Below are 13,935 nucleotides of genomic sequence, written 5' to 3' on the forward strand. Positions count from 1 at the left end.
GGCAGTCGGGCATGGCGGCGATCGCGTGGAGCAATCCGTGGGAGCGACGTCAGTCGCGATGAAGCCTTGCCGATGAACCGTCGCGACTGACGTCGCTCCCACAGAGGGACGCTGACCATCGGGCCCGACGTCATCATGGCACCGGGCCGCGCCGGAACCGCGCGGCGGAGGACGGTGGACGGCAGCGATGGCCGTCCACCGTCAATCGCGTCATTCGCCCAGCGTCAGCAGCGAGGCGTTGCCGCCGGCGGCGGTGGTGTTGACGGTGATGGTCTTCTCGGTGGCGAAGCGCGGCAGGTAGTGCGGGCCGCCGGCCTTGGGGCCGGTGCCGGACAGGCCCTGGCCGCCGAACGGCTGCACGCCGACCACCGCGCCGATCTGGTTGCGGTTGACGTAGACGTTGCCCACCTTCACCCGCGCGGCGATGCGCTCGATGGTCTCGTCGATGCGCGAGTGCACGCCCAGGGTCAGGCCGTAGCCGGTCGCGTTGATCTGGTCGATCACCGCGTCGAGCTGGTCGGCCTTCCAGCGGATCACGTGCAGCGCCGGGCCGAAGATCTCGCGGTGCAGCTGCTCCAGCGAATTCAGCTCCCACGCGCGCGGGGCGAAGAAGCAGCCGTGGCGCGCCTGCTCGCCCAGCGGCGCCTGCCTGATCAGGCGCGCCTCGCCGGCCATGCGCGCGGCGTGGTCCTCGAGGATCTTCAGCGCGTCGTCGTCGATCACCGGGCCGACGTCGGTGGACAGCAGGCCGGGGTCGCCGACGTTCAGCTCGTCCATCGCGCCGGCCAGCATCGTCATCACCTTGTCGGCGATGTCGTCCTGCACGAACAGTACGCGCGCGGCCGAGCAGCGCTGGCCGGCCGAGGTGAACGCGCTGCCGATGGCGTCCTTGACCAGTTGCTCGGGCAGCGCCGAGGAGTCGGCGATGAAGGCGTTCTGGCCGCCGGTCTCGGCGATCAGCACGCCGATGGCGGCGTCGCGCGCGGCCAGCGCGCGGTTGATCGCGCGCGCGGTCTCGGTCGAGCCGGTGAAGGCCACGCCGGCCACGCGCGGATCCTGGGTCAGCGCGGCGCCGACGATCGCGCCGTCGCCCGGCACGAACTGCAGCACCGCTTCCGGCACGCCGGCCTCGTGCAGCAGCTTCACCGCCGCATGGCCGATGAGGTTGGTCTGCTCGGCCGGCTTGGCGATCACGCTGTTGCCGGCGGCCAGCGCCGCCGACACCTGGCCGAGGAAGATCGCCAGCGGGAAGTTCCACGGGCTGATGCAGACGAACACGCCGCGGCCCTGCAGCTGCAGTTCGTTGGACTCGCCGGTCGGGCCGGGCAGGCGCTCGGGCGCGCCGAACTGCGCGCGCGCCTGCGCGGCGTAGTAGCGCAGGAAATCCACCGCCTCGCGCACTTCGGCCACGCTGTCGGGGATGGTCTTGCCGGCTTCCTTGACGCACAGCGCGATGTACTCGGGCAGGCGCTGCTCCAGCAGGTCGGCGGCGTGCTCGAGGATCGCCGCGCGGCTGGCGGCCGGGGTGCGGTCCCAGCCCGGCTGCGCGGCCACCGCGTTGGCCAGCGCCTTCTCCACCACCGCCGCGTCGGCCGGCTGCCACTCGCCGACGACCTGGCGGCGATCGGCCGGGTTGGCGACGTTGGCCGCCGGCGTGGCGACGACCGCGCCGGGCACCAGCGGCGCGGCGCGCCAGGGCTTGATGGCGGCGTTGACGCGTTCGGCGAGCCGGTGCAGATCCTGGTCGTTGGCGAGGTTGGCGCCCATGGAGTTCTTCCTGTCTGAAGCGGGTATGTTGGCGGTCGGCTGGCGGAACAGATCCACCGGCAGCGGGATGCGCGGATGCGGGATGACGTCGAAGTCCGACACCGTCCGCACCGGGTCGCGGATCAGGTCCTCGATCGCCACGTCCTCGTCGGTGATGCGGTTGACGAAGCTGGAGTTGGCGCCGTTCTCGAGCAGGCGGCGCACCAGGTAGGGCAGCAGGTCCTCGTGGCTGCCGACCGGCGCGTAGACGCGGCACGGCACGCCCAGGCGATCGGCGGGCACCACCTCGGCGTAGAGGTCGTCGCCCATGCCGTGCAGCTTCTGGTGCTCGTAGGGACGGCCCTGCGCGATCGAGCGGATCGCGGCGATGGTCTGCGCGTTGTGGGTGGCGAACATCGGGTACAGCGCGTCGTCGTGCCCGAACATCCGCCGCGCGTTGGCCAGGTAGGACACGTCGGTGTTCGGCTTGCGGGTGAACACCGGGTAGCCCGGGTGGCCGTCGATCTGCGCGCGCTTGATCTCCGCGTCCCAGTAGGCGCCCTTGACCAGCCGCACCGGCATGCGCCGGCCGACCCGGCGCGCCAGGTCGGCGAGGAAGTCGATCACGTACGGGGTGCGCTTCTGGTAGGCCTGCACGGCCAGGCCGTAGCCTTCCCAGCCGTCCAGCGACGGGTCGGAGAAGGTCGCCTCGATCAGGTCCAGCGACAGCTCCAGCCGGTCGGCCTCCTCGGCGTCGATGGTGAAGCCGATGCCGTGGGACCTGGCCAGCTGCGCCAGCTCCAGGATGGCCGGGGCCAGCTCCTTCATCACCCGCGCGCGCTTGGCGTGCTCGTAGCGCGGGTGCAGCGCCGAGAGCTTGATCGAGATGCTGGGCGCGGCGAATACGTCGCCGAACGGGCCGGTGCGGCCGATCGCGTGGATGGCCTTGCGGTAGGCCTCCAGGTAGCGCGCCGCGTCCCTGGTCGTCAGCGCGCCCTCGCCGAGCATGTCGAACGAGTAGCGGTAGCCGGCGTTGTCGCCCTTGCGGCTGCGCGCCAGCGCCTCGTCGATGGTCCGGCCCATCACGAACTGGTGGCCCATGATGCGCATGGCCTGGCGCACCGCCAGCCGGATCACCGGCTCGCCGACCCGGCCGATCAGGCGCTTGAACGCGCCGGGCACGTCGGCGCGGGTCAGGTCGTTGAGCTGGACCAGCTTGCCGGTCAGCATCAGGCCCCAGGTCGAGGCGTTGACCAGCACCGAGTCGCTGCCGCCCAGGTGCTTCCTCCAGTCGGCCTCGCCCAGCTTGTCGCGGATCAGCGCGTCGGCGGTGGCCTGGTCGGGGATGCGCAGCAGCGCCTCGGCCACGCACATCAGCAGCACGCCTTCCTCGCTGCCCAGGTCGTACTGGCGCATGAAGGCCTCGATCGCGCCCTGGTCCTTGGCGCGGGCGCGCACCCGCCGCACCAGATCGGCGGCCAGCGCCTGCGCGCGGGCCTGCTCGTCGGCCGGCAGCCGGGCCTGTTCGAGCAGCTCGCGCACGTGCGCGGTCTCGTCCTTCAGCCAGGCGGCGGTGATGGCCGCGCGCAGCGGCGGCGGGGCCGGCGGCAGCTCCGTGGCGATGATCGGAGCGTCCGCCGGTGGCGGCGGGACAGGCTGGGACAGAGGCGTGGACATTGGCGGGCGCGGGCGCGACGGAAAGGAGGCCGCCATTCTAGGGCAGCGTCCCGCCGCGGGCATGCAGGCGGCTTTTCGCCCTGGGTGGACCGCCGCCGGCGTCGTCGCCGACGGCGATGGAGCGATTGCGCTGGATCAATGCAACTTGCCGCTGTCTGTGCTGAGGGCTACCATCTGTGGGGTTTCCGCGGCCTGTGCCGCGCGGCTGGCGACATGATCCAGGTGCTTCCGCCATCGACCGGGTCGGAAGGGACGCAGTTGAGGCTGCGGCCGCCCCGGGCGCTGACGGCAAGCCAGTTCGTGGGGCTGTTCGCGGCGCTGGCCGGCCTGATGTGGCTGGTGGCCGGGCTGGGCTGGCTGGCCGGCAACGCCTACGCACCGGCCTTCGCGCTGCTGCACAGCGCGCTGGCGGCTGCGGCGCTGCGCTGGCTCTGGCGCAGCGGCGAGCGCGGCGAGGACATCACCGTCGATCCCGAGGTGGTGGAGGTCCAGCGCGCGGCAGGCGTGGTGTTCCACGCGCATCCGTACTGGGTACGGCTGCAGGTGGAGGCGGAAGGCGAAAGGATTTCGCTGGCGAGCGGCGGTCGGCGGGTCGAGGTGGGCAGCTTCCTCGGTCCAGGCGAGCGCCGCGAGCTGGCGGGCAGGTTGCAGGAACTACTGGCGGTCGCGTGCGGCCGCAACCGATGACGCATTGGGGTCTAGGCAATGACGCAAGCAAATGGGTACTGGAAGCGTTTGATGGCGGCGTGCGCGCTGCTGGCGGCGCCGGCGCTGGCATGGGCGCAGTCGGCGGACCCGAAGCCGTGGCAGCTCAACATGGGACGCGGCGTCACCGCCTCCTCGCAGCACGCCTACGACGCGCACATGATCGCGCTGTGGGTCTGCATCGTCATCGGCATCATCGTGTTCGCCGCGATGGGCTATGCGATGTTCAAGTTCCGCAAGTCCAGGGGCGCGGTCGCCGCCCAGTTCAGCCACAACACCACCGCCGAGATCATCTGGACGGTGATCCCGGTGCTGATCCTGATCGTGATGGCCTGGCCGGCCACCGCCAAGCTGATCGCCATGTACGACACCCGCGATTCGCAGATGACGGTCAAGATCACCGGCTACCAGTGGATGTGGAAGTACGAGTACCTGGGCGAGGGCGTGTCCTTCACCAGCCGCCTGGACCGCGAGTCCGACCGCATCCGCCAGAGCGGCCAGGTGCCGGACTACAAGTCCCATCCCAACTACCTGCTCGACGTGGACAACGAGCTGGTGCTGCCGATCGACACCAAGATCCGCTTCGTGATCACCGCCGACGACGTCATCCACGCCTGGTGGGTGCCGGCGCTGGGCTGGAAGCAGGACGCCATCCCCGGAATCATCAACGAGGCCTGGACCGACATCAAGGTGCCGGGCGTGTACCGCGGCCAGTGCGCCGAGCTGTGCGGCAAGGACCACGGCTTCATGCCGATCGTCGTGCGCGCCGTGCCCAAGGCCGAGTTCGAGCAGTGGCTGGCCGCGCGCAAGCCGGCGCCGGCCGCCGCCGAGCCGGCCCCGGCCCCGGCCACCGAGGCCGCCCCGGCCGAGGGCGAGGGCGAGGCCGCTCCTTCCAGCGAACCGGCCGCCGCTGACGCGGCGCAGGCCTGATCGTCACCGCATTGCAAGAGATCAAGAACATGGCACACACCGCAGCGGATCACCACGACGATCACCACGGCCACCGGCAGGGCTTCATCGAGCGCTGGTTCTTCTCGACCAACCACAAGGACATCGGCACGCTGTACCTGCTGTTTTCCTTCGTGATGTTCATCATCGGCGCCGGCATGAGCGTGGTCATCCGCGCCGAGCTGATGACCCCGGGCCTGCAGATCGTCAGCCCGATGTTCTTCAACCAGATGACCACCGTGCACGCGCTGGTGATGATCTTCGGCGGCGTGATGCCGGCCTTCGTCGGCCTGGCCAACTGGATGATCCCGCTGCAGATCGGCGCGCCGGACATGGCGCTGCCGCGCATGAACAACTGGTCCTTCTGGATCATGCCGTTCGCCTTCACCCTGCTGCTGATGACGCTGTTCCTGCCGGGCGGCGCGCCGGCCGGCGGCTGGACGCTGTACCCGCCGCTGTCGCTGCAGGGCGGCTACAACGTCGCCTTCACCATCTTCGCGATCCACATGATGGGCGTCAGCTCGATCATGGGCGCGATCAACATCATCGCCACCGTGCTGAACATGCGCGCGCCCGGCATCGACCTGCTGAAGATGCCGATCTTCTGCTGGACCTGGCTCATCACCGCGTTCCTGCTGATCGCGGTGATGCCGGTGCTGGCCGGCGCGGTCACCATGCTGCTGACCGACAAGTTCTTCGGCACCAGCTTCTTCAACGCCGCCGGCGGCGGCGACCCGGTGATGTACCAGCACATCTTCTGGTTCTTCGGCCATCCCGAGGTCTACATCATGATCCTGCCGGCGTTCGGCGTGGTCTCGGAGATCATCCCGACCTTCAGCCGCAAGCCGCTGTTCGGCTACCAGGCGATGGTGTACGCGACCGCCTCGATCGCCTTCCTGTCGTTCATCGTGTGGGCGCACCACATGTTCACGGTGGGCATGCCGCTGGGCGGCGAGATCTACTTCATGTTCGCCACCATGCTGATCGCCATCCCGACCGGCGTGAAGGTGTTCAACTGGGTGTCGACGATGTGGCAGGGCTCGCTGACGTTCGAGACGCCGATGCTGTGGGCGGTCGGCTTCGTCATCCTGTTCACCATCGGCGGCTTCTCCGGCCTGATGCTGGCCATCGTGCCGGCCGACTTCCAGTACCACGACACCTACTTCGTGGTCGCGCACTTCCACTACGTGTTGGTGACCGGCGCGCTGTTCTCGATCATCGCCGCGACCTACTACTGGTGGCCGAAGTGGACCGGCCGCATGTACAACGAGTTCTGGGGCAAGTTCCATTTCTGGTGGACGATCGTGTTCGTCAACCTGCTGTTCTTCCCGCAGCACTTCCTCGGCCTGGCCGGCATGCCGCGCCGCATCCCGGACTACAACCCGGTGTTCGCCGACTGGAACCTGGTCAGCTCGATCGGCGCGTTCGGCATGTTCGTCACGCCGTTCATGATGGCCGCGATCCTGTGGTCGTCGCTGCGCAGCGGCGCCAAGGCCGACGCGCGCGCCTGGGAGAACGCCAAGGGCCTGGAATGGACCGTGCCGTCGCCGGCGCCGCACCACACCTTCACCGTGCCGCCGGTCATCAAGGACGGCGATCTGGCGCACGGCGACGTGACCCACTGACGCGGCCAGGTAGCTGAGATGGACGCCCCGCCGATCACGCCCGAACAGGCCGCCCGCCGCCGCAAGGCGGTGGTGCGCACGGCGCTGATCGTCGGCGGCATCGCGCTGGCGATCTACGTGCTGTTCATCCTGTCCGGCGTGCTCAACGCATGAGCGCGCCGTCCAGCAGCGCGGGGCTGTTCAAGCTGGTCGGGGTGGCGCTGGCGGTGTTCGTGCTGACCTTCTCGCTGGTGCCGCTGTACCGCATCGCCTGCGAGAAGGTGTTCGGCATCCGCCTGGAGCAGGGGCCGGGCAGCATGCAGGCGCAGCTGGCGGCGAAGAAGGCGCGCACGATCACCGTTGAGTTCGACGGCGGGGTCAATTCCAGGCTGCCGTGGGCGTTCCACCCGGAGCAGCTGACGATGGACGTGGTGCCGGGCGAGCTGTACGAGGCCAGGTACTTCGCCCGCAACGACGGCCAGCGGCCGATCGTCGGCAGCGCGGTGCCGTCGGTGGCGCCGGCGCGCGCGTCGGGCTACTTCACCAAGACCGAGTGCTTCTGCTTCACCGCGCAGACGCTGCAGGCCGGCGAGGTGCGCGACATGCCGGTGCGCTTCATCGTCGATCCGGACCTGCCGGCCGACGTCAACAAGATCACCTTGTCCTACACTTTCTTCAAGAACGACGCCATGACCGCGCAGATCGGCACGGCCAACGCGTCGCCCTCGCCGCTCGCGGCGCCCTGATTCGAGCATTCACCGGAAGACTCCGCCATGGCCCAAACGCATTCGCCGGACGCCAACGTCTACTTCGTCCCCCACCACAGCAAGTGGCCGCTGTTCGGCTCGGTCGCCATGTTCGTGACCATGCTCGGCGTGGCCACCTGGCTCAACGACATCGGCTGGGGCAAGTGGACCTTCTTCGTCGGCGTGGCGCTGATGTGCGCGACGCTGTTCATGTGGTTCGGCGACGTCATCCGCGAGTCGGTGTCCGGCCAGTACAACCGCCAGGTGGACGTGTCCTTCCGCATGGGCATGGTGTGGTTCATCTTCTCCGAGGTGATGTTCTTCGGCGCGTTCTTCGGCGCGCTGTTCTACGCCCGTCAGTACGCGTTGCCGTGGCTGGGCGGCGAGGGCGACGGCGTGCTGACCCACAGCCTGCTGTGGGAAGGCTTCAGCGCGGCTTGGCCGAGCGCCGGGCCGGGCCAGGTCGGCGGCGAATTCCAGACCATCCCGGCGTGGGGACTGCCGCTGCTCAACACCCTGATCCTGCTGACCTCGGGCATCACCCTGACCATCGCCCACCATGCGCTGAAGGCGGGCCACCGCGTGCAGGTGCTGACCTGGTTGGGCATCACCGTGCTGCTGGGCGCGCTGTTCCTGTTCTTCCAGGTCGAGGAATACATCCATGCCTACAAGGAGCTGAACCTGACCCTGGGCTCGGGCATCTACGGCTCCACCTTCTTCATGCTGACCGGCTTCCACGGCGCGCACGTGTTCCTCGGCACGCTGATGCTGGCGATCATGTGGCTGCGCGTGGCCAAGGGCCATTTCAGCGCCGACAACCACTTCGCCTTCGAGGCGGCCGCGTGGTACTGGCACTTCGTCGACGTGGTGTGGCTGGGGCTGTTCCTGTTCGTCTACGTGCTTTGAGGCAGGGAATGGGGAATCGGGAATGGGGAATGGGGAATGGGGAATGGTTAGAAGCCAATCCCTCCCCGCGGATTTGGTGTCGGGCGCCTTCGTGGCGCCCGCGCTTTTTCCTATTCCCGATTCTCCATTCCCTATTCCCGTCGGCCGCTCAGCGGCCGACACCGTGGAACTGGATCCACCCCATCTTCGCCGAGACGATGATGATCAGGACCAGCAGCACGGACAGGCCGATGCGACGGGTCAGTGCATTGACGGTACGCTTGCTCTGGCCCTTGTCGACCAGCAGGTAGTACAGCCCGGCGCCGAGGTTCCACAGGATCATGATCAGGAACGCGATGATCAGCAGCGTTTTCAGCGAATCGTTCATGCCGGCCTCGATGGGCGGGGAATCCCGCGGCGAGCGCGCATTATCGCAGCGCCGGGGAAACAGCGGGTGAGCCGGCGCATGCCGCCGGCGCTGGGCTGGCTGCTGGCGCTGATCCTGGCGGGGTTGTTCGCCAGCCTCGGCACATGGCAATGGGGACGCGCGGATCACAAGCGCGCGATGCTGGCCGAGGTCCGGCAGGCGGTGGACCGGCGCGATGATGCCGCGCCGCTGTCGGCCGCCGGCGACGAGCGCCTGCGCGGCGACTACGGCTGGGCGGCGGGCGAAGGACGGTTCATCGAGGCGCCGGCGGTGCTACTCGACAACCAGGGCCGGCAGGGCCTGCCGGGCGTGCGGGTCTATCGCGCCTACGCGCCGGCGGCCGGCGGCGCGCCGCTGCTGGTCGAACTGGGCTGGCTGCCGGTGGCCGCCGACCGGCGCATGCCGGCGATCGCGCTGCCTGGCGGCAGCGTGGGCCTGCGCGGGCTGCTGGCGCCACCGCCTGCGGCCGGCTTCGTCAGCGCCGAACCGGCGCGCCAGCCCGGCGGCGAACTGCTGGTCGCGGCACTGGACACCCATCGTCTGGCCGACGCGCTGGGCGTGCCGTCGCTGGCTCCGCGCGTGCTGAAGCTGGATCCGCAACTGCCGCTGGGCTATCCGCGCGATCTCGACATCCTGCCCAACACGCTGCCGCCCGAGCGCCACGTCGGCTATGCGGTGCAGTGGTTCGGGCTGGCGCTGGCGGTGCTGGCGACCGCCGCCGTGCTCGGCCTGCGGCGGTGCAGGCGGCAATGATCCGCCACCCGTGAGAAAATGCGCGGCATGAATGTTCCCGCCTACGATCCCGCCCAGACCCGCCGCGGGCGCTGGATGCTGGTCGGCCTGTTCGCGCTGTTCTTCGGCACCGTGCTCGGCGCAGGTGCGCTGCGTTTCAGCGGCTGGCAGCCGGCCACCCACCGCAACCACGGGCAGATGCTGCAGCCGCCGGTCGACGCGCGCGCGATCGTGCCGCGGCTGGCCGACGGCGCGGCGTACGAATGGAATCCGGGCGAGCGCACCTGGCGCATCGCGCTGGCGCCGCCGGCGGCGTGCGCGCAGCCTTGCGTGAAGCTGGGCGAGGACCTGGACAAGGTGTGGCAGCTGTTCGGGCACAACGCCGACGACGTCGAGATCCTGTGGATCGGCGAGCCGCCGGCCGGCGCGCCGCGCCCGGCCTCGCTGCGCGTGCTGCGGCCGGGCAGCGGGCTGGAGGCATTGCTGCCGGGCCTGGACGACCCGGCCGGCGTGCCGGTGTACGTGATCGATCCGCACGGCTTCGTGGTGCTGCGCTACGCGCCGGGCTTCGATCCGGCCGGATTGCGCACCGACGTGTCCAAGCTGCTGAAGCTGATGTGAGCCACGGCCGATGAATCCGACCCCTACCGCGGCGCCGCGTCCGGTGCTGTACCGCCATTTCCACCGCATCGCCTGGCTGGCGGTGGCGCTGACCCTGTGCGTGGTGGTGTTCGGCGCGTTCGTGCGCCTGTCCGACGCCGGCCTGAGCTGCCCGGACTGGCCGACCTGCTACGGCCGCGCGGCCTGGCCGCAGGCCGCCCACGAGGTCAGCGACCACGCCGCCAGCGCGATCCGCCCGTTCGAGGACAGCAAGGCCTGGCGCGAGCAGGTCCACCGCCACCTCGCCGCCACCCTCGGCGTGCTCGTGCTGGCGCTGGCGCTGCTGGCCGCGCGCCGCCGCCGCCACGGCATCGCGCAGGTGCTGGCGGCCTCGGCGCTGGTCGCCATCGCCATCCCGTTGTACATGCGCGGCGATCACGTCGCCGCCTCGGCGCTGGCGATCGCCGGCGAGGCGATCCTGCTGCTGGCCGCGCTGCGCTGGAGCAACGTCGATCTGGCGCGCGCCGGCGCGCTGACCCTGGCGGTGATCATCTTCCAGGCCTTGCTGGGCATGTGGACGGTGACCTGGCTGCTGAAACCCATCGTGGTGATGGGGCACCTGCTGGGCGGGCTGACCACCTTCTCGCTGCTGATCTGGATGGCCTGGCGCGCCACCGACCTGCCGATCCGGCTGGCCGACGCGCCGGCGCTGCGGCGCTGGCTGCTGGCCGGGCTGGCCCTGCTGGGCGTGCAGATCGCGCTGGGCGGCTGGGTCAGCGCCAACTACGCGGCGCTGGCCTGCGGACTGGACTTCCCCACCTGCGCGGGTCGCTGGTGGCCGCCGGCGGACTTCCGCGAGGGCTTCGTGCTGTGGCGCGGCATCGGCGTGGACTACGAGGGCGGCGTGCTCGACGGCGCCTCGCGCATCGCCATCCAGATGGCGCACCGGCTGATGGCGGTGGTGGCGGCGCTGTACCTGCTGGCGCTGGCGTGGCGGCTGCTGCGCACGCCGGGCATGCGCGGCTGGGCGGCGGCGCTGGCGCTGCTGACGGTGGCGCAGGTGACGCTGGGCGTCGTCAACGTCAAGCTCAACCTGCCGCTGCCGGTGGCGGTGGCGCACAACGGCGGCGCCGCGCTGCTGCTGTTCGCGCTGGTGTCGCTGATCGCGCGCGTGCGCAGGCCGCACTGACATGTCCGCATCGATCCGCCAATACTGGGACCTGACCAAGCCGCGCGTGGTCGCGCTGATCGTGTTCACCGCGCTGGTCGGCATGTTGCTGGCGGTGGACGGCGCGCCCGACGGCGCGCAGCTGCTGCGCGGCGCGCTGGGCTTCGCCGGCATCTGGCTGGCCGCGTCCAGCGCGGCGGCGATCAACCAGCTGCTGGATTCGCGCATCGACGCGAAGATGGCGCGCACCTCGTGGCGGCCGCTGGTGCAGGGCCAGGTCAAGCCGTGGCAGGCGCTGGTGTTCGCGCTGGCGCTGGCGGCGCTGTCGATGGCCATCTTGGTGATCTGGGTCAACGCGATCACCGCGCTGCTGACCTTCGCCTCGCTGATCGGCTACGCGGTGGTCTACACGGTGTTCCTCAAGCGCGCCACGCCGCAGAACATCGTCATCGGCGGCATCGCCGGCGCGGCGCCGCCGCTGCTGGGCTGGGCGACGATGACCGGCATGCAGGGCGAGTGGGACTGGCCGCATGCGCTGCTGCTGGTGCTGATCATCTTCGTGTGGACGCCGCCGCACTTCTGGGCGCTGGCGATCTTCCGCCGCGAGGATTACGCGCGCGCGCTGGTGCCGATGCTGCCGGTGACCCACGGGGTGACCTACACGCGCTGGCAGATCCTGTTCTACACGGTGCTGCTGGTCGAGGTGACGGTGCTGCCGGTGGTGTTCGGCATGAGCGGGCTGTTCTACCTGGGCGGCGCGCTGGTGCTGGGCTCGGTGTTCCTGTGGTACGCGTGGAAGCTGCTCAACCCGCCGGACGAATTCTTCGCGATGCGCGTGTTCAACTACTCCATCGTCTACCTGATGGCGCTGTTCGCGTTCCTGCTGGTGGACCACTGGCTGATGCCGTGGCTGCAACCGGCCGCGCCGGCGCTGATGGAATTCGTACCGGCCGCTTGAACGGCCGGCCTTGTAGAGCCGAGCTTACTCGGCAGCCCTGGCCGAAGCGGCGCGCCCGTCAGGGCGCGCAGTCCTGTGGGAGGTTGCCGGCCTGCGCGACCTGCTGCCCGTCGCGGGCCGTGCAGGCGTGTTGCGCCTGCAGCCTTTCCGCCACCACCGGTTCCAGCGACTTCAGTCCGGCGTCGCGGCCGATTTGCAGCGCTTCCTCCACCGGTTTGCCCTGCTGCTGCGCGGCCAGCGCGAGTAGCGCGCCGACCCGGTTGCCGGAGGCGCAGTGCAGCAGCACGCCGTCACCGCTGGCGTCCAGCAGCGCCTGTAGGCGCGCGGCGTTGGCGGGGGTGATGTCGTCCTTGCCGGCGATCGGCAAGGCCACATAGCGCAGGCCCAGGCGCTGCGCTTCGGCGGCGGCGGCGTAGCCGCGATCCTCGTCCGCGCCGCGCAGGTCGATGATCGTGGCCACGCCCTGCGCGCGCAGATCGGCCAGATCCTGCGCGGTCGGCTGGCCGCCGGTGTGCAGTCCCGGGCGCGGCTGGGCGAACTCGCCGGCATGCGCGCCGGAGGCGGCGAGCAGCAGGGCCAGGCAAAGGACGGAAACGGTCTTCATGGTGAACCTCGCATGGATCTGTCTTGCGGATCGTCAATCCAGCAGGTGCCGCTGCCAGAACAGCACGCTGGCCGCGCCGAAGTAGTCGCTGTTGGCCTTCTTGCGGAAGCCGTGGCCCTCGTCGTCGAACATCAGGAACCACACTGGCTGGCCGTTGCCGCGCACCGCCGCGGCGATCTGCTCGGCCTCGGTGTACGGCACGCGCGGATCGTTGCGCCCCTGCGCGACGAACAACGGCGCGCGAATGCGCGAGGCGTTCCTCAGCGGCGAGATGCGGTCGAACACCGCCTTCATCGCCGGGTCGCGCTCGTCGCCGTACTCGGCGCGGCGCAGGTCGCGGCGATAGCTCTCGGTGTTGGTGAGGAAGGTGCTGAAGTCGGAGATGCCGACCACGTCGATGCCGGCGCGGATGCGATCGCTGTAGTGCATCAGCGAGGCCAGCACCATGTAGCCGCCGTAGCTGCCGCCGACCACGCCGACGCGGCTGGCGTCCAGTTCCGGCTGCCGCGCGATCCAGTCCAGCAGCGCGCCGATGTCCTTGACCGAGTCCTCGCGCTTCTCCGCGTTGTCCAGCGACAGCCAGGTCCTGCCGTAGCCGGACGAGCCGCGCACGTTGGGCAGCAGCACCGCCACGCCCAGTTCGTTGAGCAGGAACTGCGTGCTGGCGTTGAACGACGGCAGCGACTGGCCCTCCGGGCCGCCGTGGATGCTGATGACGACCGGATGCTTGCCGCCGGCCGCCGCCTTGGCGGGCCGGTAGTAGAACGCGGGGATGGTGCGCGGCTGCCCGTCCGCTTCGTCGAAGGTGGGATAGCGGATCAGGGTCGGCGCGACGAACCTGGCCGTGTCCAGGCCGCCGACCTCGCTGCGCGTCCAGCGTTCCAACGTGCCGCCGGCCAGGTCGATCACGTAGGCGTCGCTGGGCGAGGTGGCGGTGTTCAGCGCGATCGCCAGGCGCTTGCCGTCGGGCGAGAAATGGCCGCCGCCGATCACGCCGATCGGCAGTTCCGGCAGCGCGACCGGCGCGTGATCGGGCAGGGTCAGCACGTGCACCTTGCCGATGCCGTCCTCGTTGCTCAGGTAGGCCAGGTGGCGGCCGTCGTGGGCGAGGGTGAAATCCTCGACGTCCCACGGG

The 13,935-nt window shown here is 70.0% G+C and carries 14 protein-coding genes; 10 read left to right on the forward strand and 4 right to left on the reverse strand.

The features are described from left to right. Nucleotides 1–210 precede the first annotated feature (210 nt). Nucleotides 211–3,423, reverse strand: coding sequence for a bifunctional proline dehydrogenase/L-glutamate gamma-semialdehyde dehydrogenase PutA (gene putA, locus AAG688_RS01600; RefSeq protein WP_411833624.1), 3,213 nt, complete (start codon nucleotides 3,421–3,423; stop codon nucleotides 211–213). Nucleotides 3,424–3,636: 213 nt separating this feature from the next. On the opposite strand from putA, the gene AAG688_RS01605 reads away from it, so the two are divergent. The 6 genes from AAG688_RS01605 to AAG688_RS01630 are packed head-to-tail and all read left to right on the forward strand — an operon-like array spanning nucleotide 3,637 to nucleotide 8,332. Next, nucleotides 3,637–4,110, forward strand: coding sequence for a DUF2244 domain-containing protein (locus tag AAG688_RS01605; RefSeq protein ID WP_411833625.1), 474 nt, complete (start codon nucleotides 3,637–3,639; stop codon nucleotides 4,108–4,110). Nucleotides 4,111–4,128: 18 nt separating this feature from the next. Beyond that, nucleotides 4,129–5,058, forward strand: coding sequence for a cytochrome c oxidase subunit II (gene coxB / locus AAG688_RS01610; RefSeq protein WP_411833626.1), 930 nt, complete (start codon nucleotides 4,129–4,131; stop codon nucleotides 5,056–5,058). A 29-nt stretch (nucleotides 5,059–5,087) separates the two neighbouring features. Further along, the gene (gene ctaD, locus AAG688_RS01615) at nucleotides 5,088–6,701 is read left to right on the forward strand and encodes a cytochrome c oxidase subunit I (RefSeq protein ID WP_411833627.1); all 1,614 of its coding nucleotides are present in this window, start codon (nucleotides 5,088–5,090) and stop codon (nucleotides 6,699–6,701) included. Nucleotides 6,702–6,719: 18 nt separating this feature from the next. Next, a complete protein-coding gene (locus AAG688_RS01620; RefSeq protein WP_411833628.1) occupies nucleotides 6,720–6,854 on the forward strand; it encodes a hypothetical protein in 135 nt (44 codons plus the stop codon). Then, nucleotides 6,851–7,426, forward strand: coding sequence for a cytochrome c oxidase assembly protein (locus AAG688_RS01625; protein WP_411833629.1), 576 nt, complete (start codon nucleotides 6,851–6,853; stop codon nucleotides 7,424–7,426). The genes AAG688_RS01620 and AAG688_RS01625 overlap by 4 nt, the downstream gene beginning before the upstream one ends. 27 nt (nucleotides 7,427–7,453) lie before the next feature. Continuing rightward, the gene (locus AAG688_RS01630) at nucleotides 7,454–8,332 is read left to right on the forward strand and encodes a cytochrome c oxidase subunit 3 (protein WP_411833630.1); all 879 of its coding nucleotides are present in this window, start codon (nucleotides 7,454–7,456) and stop codon (nucleotides 8,330–8,332) included. 148 nt (nucleotides 8,333–8,480) lie between these two features. On the opposite strand, the gene AAG688_RS01635 is transcribed toward AAG688_RS01630, so the two are convergent. Beyond that, entirely contained in the window at nucleotides 8,481–8,699 is a 219-nt protein-coding gene (locus tag AAG688_RS01635; protein WP_411833631.1) for a twin transmembrane helix small protein, read from the reverse strand. A 66-nt stretch (nucleotides 8,700–8,765) separates the two neighbouring features. On the opposite strand from AAG688_RS01635, the gene AAG688_RS01640 reads away from it, so the two are divergent. The 4 genes from AAG688_RS01640 to cyoE are packed head-to-tail and all read left to right on the forward strand — an operon-like array spanning nucleotide 8,766 to nucleotide 12,196. Then, complete coding sequence (locus AAG688_RS01640; RefSeq protein WP_411833632.1) at nucleotides 8,766–9,491, forward strand: SURF1 family protein; 726 nt, start codon at nucleotides 8,766–8,768, stop codon at nucleotides 9,489–9,491. Nucleotides 9,492–9,518: 27 nt separating this feature from the next. Continuing rightward, nucleotides 9,519–10,091 carry a hypothetical protein gene (locus tag AAG688_RS01645; protein ID WP_411833633.1) on the forward strand — a complete coding sequence of 191 codons (573 nt, stop codon included), beginning with the start codon at nucleotides 9,519–9,521 and terminating at the stop codon, nucleotides 10,089–10,091. 10 nt (nucleotides 10,092–10,101) lie between these two features. Further along, on the forward strand, nucleotides 10,102–11,259 hold the full coding sequence (locus AAG688_RS01650; RefSeq protein ID WP_411833634.1) for a COX15/CtaA family protein: 1,158 nt from the start codon (nucleotides 10,102–10,104) through the stop codon (nucleotides 11,257–11,259). Nucleotide 11,260: 1 nt separating this feature from the next. Next, nucleotides 11,261–12,196, forward strand: coding sequence for a heme o synthase (gene cyoE / locus AAG688_RS01655; RefSeq protein WP_411833635.1), 936 nt, complete (start codon nucleotides 11,261–11,263; stop codon nucleotides 12,194–12,196). A gap of 58 nt (nucleotides 12,197–12,254) precedes the next feature. Here the strand turns inward: cyoE and AAG688_RS01660 are convergent, their stop codons facing one another. After that, nucleotides 12,255–12,800, reverse strand: a complete 546-nt coding sequence (locus tag AAG688_RS01660; RefSeq protein WP_411833637.1) for a fused DSP-PTPase phosphatase/NAD kinase-like protein — start codon at nucleotides 12,798–12,800, stop codon at nucleotides 12,255–12,257. A 33-nt stretch (nucleotides 12,801–12,833) separates the two neighbouring features. Next, nucleotides 12,834–13,847, reverse strand: a complete 1,014-nt coding sequence (locus AAG688_RS01665; RefSeq protein ID WP_411833638.1) for an alpha/beta fold hydrolase — start codon at nucleotides 13,845–13,847, stop codon at nucleotides 12,834–12,836. Nucleotides 13,848–13,935: the final 88 nt, after the last annotated feature.

Origin of the sequence: Pseudoxanthomonas mexicana (assembly GCF_046736355.1) — a bacterium.
Lineage (GTDB): Bacteria > Pseudomonadota > Gammaproteobacteria > Xanthomonadales > Xanthomonadaceae > Pseudoxanthomonas_A > Pseudoxanthomonas_A mexicana_B.

Bases quoted from the DNA above. Each gene is read 5' to 3' on its own strand.
- putA (WP_411833624.1), bottom strand. From the start codon at position 3,423: ATGTCCACGCCTCTGTCCCAGCCTGTCCCGCCGCCACCGGCGGACGCT.
- AAG688_RS01605 (WP_411833625.1), top strand. From the start codon at position 3,637: ATGATCCAGGTGCTTCCGCCATCGACCGGGTCGGAAGGGACGCAGTTG.
- coxB (WP_411833626.1), top strand. From the start codon at position 4,129: ATGACGCAAGCAAATGGGTACTGGAAGCGTTTGATGGCGGCGTGCGCG.
- ctaD (WP_411833627.1), top strand. From the start codon at position 5,088: ATGGCACACACCGCAGCGGATCACCACGACGATCACCACGGCCACCGG.
- AAG688_RS01620 (WP_411833628.1), top strand. From the start codon at position 6,720: ATGGACGCCCCGCCGATCACGCCCGAACAGGCCGCCCGCCGCCGCAAG.
- AAG688_RS01625 (WP_411833629.1), top strand. From the start codon at position 6,851: ATGAGCGCGCCGTCCAGCAGCGCGGGGCTGTTCAAGCTGGTCGGGGTG.
- AAG688_RS01630 (WP_411833630.1), top strand. From the start codon at position 7,454: ATGGCCCAAACGCATTCGCCGGACGCCAACGTCTACTTCGTCCCCCAC.
- AAG688_RS01635 (WP_411833631.1), bottom strand. From the start codon at position 8,699: ATGAACGATTCGCTGAAAACGCTGCTGATCATCGCGTTCCTGATCATG.
- AAG688_RS01645 (WP_411833633.1), top strand. From the start codon at position 9,519: ATGAATGTTCCCGCCTACGATCCCGCCCAGACCCGCCGCGGGCGCTGG.
- AAG688_RS01650 (WP_411833634.1), top strand. From the start codon at position 10,102: ATGAATCCGACCCCTACCGCGGCGCCGCGTCCGGTGCTGTACCGCCAT.
- cyoE (WP_411833635.1), top strand. From the start codon at position 11,261: ATGTCCGCATCGATCCGCCAATACTGGGACCTGACCAAGCCGCGCGTG.
- AAG688_RS01660 (WP_411833637.1), bottom strand. From the start codon at position 12,800: ATGAAGACCGTTTCCGTCCTTTGCCTGGCCCTGCTGCTCGCCGCCTCC.